The organism is Micromonospora sp. NPDC049580 (assembly GCF_040675595.1).
Classification (GTDB): Bacteria; Actinomycetota; Actinomycetes; order Mycobacteriales; family Micromonosporaceae; genus Micromonospora.
In genome coordinates this window covers 1-1,694 of the sequence record NZ_JBFAPG010000774.1, presented here as the reverse complement: position 1 = coordinate 1,694, position 1,694 = coordinate 1, and the positions used below count along the sequence as shown (strand labels likewise).

The 1,694-nt window shown below is 76.7% G+C and carries 3 protein-coding genes and 1 pseudogene; 1 reads left to right on the top strand and 3 read right to left on the bottom strand.

What is annotated here, in order from left to right; all coding sequences use genetic code 11:
• Both AB0J68_RS31970 and AB0J68_RS31965 read right to left on the bottom strand, forming a co-directional pair.
• On the bottom strand, positions 1-606 hold a 606-nt coding region (locus AB0J68_RS31970), incomplete at its 3' end, for an alpha/beta hydrolase (protein ID WP_363942587.1).
• 76 nt (positions 607-682) lie between these two features.
• Positions 683-1,084, bottom strand: coding sequence for a hypothetical protein (locus tag AB0J68_RS31965; RefSeq protein WP_363942585.1), 402 nt, complete (start codon positions 1,082-1,084; stop codon positions 683-685).
• Here AB0J68_RS31965 and AB0J68_RS31960 point away from each other — a divergent pair.
• On the top strand, positions 1,008-1,595 hold the full coding sequence (locus AB0J68_RS31960; RefSeq protein ID WP_363942582.1) for a PfkB family carbohydrate kinase: 588 nt from the start codon (positions 1,008-1,010) through the stop codon (positions 1,593-1,595). The genes AB0J68_RS31965 and AB0J68_RS31960 overlap by 77 nt on opposite strands.
• Here AB0J68_RS31960 and AB0J68_RS31955 read toward each other — a convergent pair.
• A pseudogene (locus tag AB0J68_RS31955) lies at positions 1,592-1,694 on the bottom strand (MBL fold metallo-hydrolase); the annotation flags it as partial. The gene AB0J68_RS31960 and the pseudogene AB0J68_RS31955 overlap by 4 nt on opposite strands.

Genomic DNA, 1,694 nt, shown 5'->3' with positions numbered 1-1,694 from the left:
GAAGTCGCCGCTGGCGGCCCAGCGCGGCCCGGCCCAGCGGCGCAGGATCTCCCCGACGGCCGCCCCGCCGTCCTTGGTGAGCACGTGCTCGTAGCGGGGGAGCTGGAACTTCAACGCCGGGGTGGAGGCGGCGAACTGCCCGCGTGGGTCGGCGAAGATGGCGGCGCGCAACCGCAGCGGGTGGGGTGCACCCAGGACCACCAACCGCCGGACCAGCGACGGGTGGAACGACGCCACCGTCCAGGCCACCATGCCGCCGACGCCGCTGCCGACAAGCGTCGCCGACCGTTCACCGAGGGCACGGATCAGGCCGGCGATGTCGGCGGCGAGGGTGTAGCCGTCGTATCCCCGGGGTGGTTTGTCGCTGGCGCCGTAACCGCGCAGGTCCACGGCGACCGCGCGGAAGCCGGCGTCGGCGACCGCCGGGAGCATCTGGTGCCAGGCCCACCAGTGCTCGGGGAAGCCGTGCAGGAAGAGCACCATCGGCCCGGTGCCGGCCTCGACCACGTGGAACCGGGTGCCGTTGGCGCCGACGAAACGGTGCGTCCACGGCCCCTCGGTGAGGACGCAGGACTCGTCGACGGCTCCGCCGCGCTGGTCGGTCATGGTTGACAGCCTAGGACCCCGTCGGCAGGCAGCCGTTTCGCCGGCCCGTCTGTGGCCCGGGAGCGTCGGGCGACGGTCAGCCGACCGGGCTGATGTCGACGATGCTGGCCGGGGTGCCCGGGCCGCAGTCGGCGGTCGGGTCGGCCGGGCCGATGGTCACCAGGACGGTCGTGCCGACGGTGAAGGTGCCCTTGCCGGCGCCGTGCAGCGCGTACTGCCGGCCGTCGTCGGTGACCAGGCCGTAGCAGGGGCCGTCGCCGCCCCGGTTGATCCGTCCGGCCAGCACGTTGGCCTTGCGGGCGTCGGTCGGCTTGCGCGGCGGCCCGGTCGGCGGGCGCAGGGTGGGCAGCGGGACACGCGAGCGCGACGGGCGGCCGGAGGGGGACGACGGCGTCGGATCGGTGGGCCCGGTCGGCGCGGCGGCGGACGGCGGTGTGCCGGTCGAGGGAGCGTCGGAGGGGCTCTGCTCGGAGGACACGCCGTCTCCTTCGTTCCGCGTTCCGGCGCAGCCGGTGAGCGCCAGCAGGACAGTCAGACCGGCGCCGGTCAGGGTGGTGCGGGTTCGCGGGTGCACGGGTGATCGGACGCGCGGGGCGCGACCGGGGTTCCCGGAACGGGCGTGGGCCCGGGGGGGGGCCGGCCCCGGGGGCGCCGGGGGGGGGGGGGGGGCGGGTCCGGGGCGTGCGGGGGGCGCGGCCACGGTGGTGGTGACGCTCGGTGCGGCCGGCGCGGTGCTGGCCGCCGCCGGTGCGGATCCGGTACGGGTGCGGGCCCCCAAGGTCAACGCCATCGACGCCACCGGCGCCGGCGACTCGGTCATGGCCGCGCTGATCGCCGACCTGCTTCTCGACGGCGAGCCCGACGACCCGGCGGGCTGGGTCGAGCGGGTGGCCTTCGCGCTGCGGGTGGCGGGCCTCGTCTGCGAATCCCCGGGCGGCGCCACCGCCATGCCCACCCGCACCGACGTCGAGCGCCGCTTCGGCAGCTAGACGGTGCCGTTGAGCTCGTTGTAGCCGCGGCGGGCGGCGATCAGGGCGGCACGGGCCCCGAAGGGGGCCTCGGCGGCCACCCGCTCCGGTGGCGCGTCG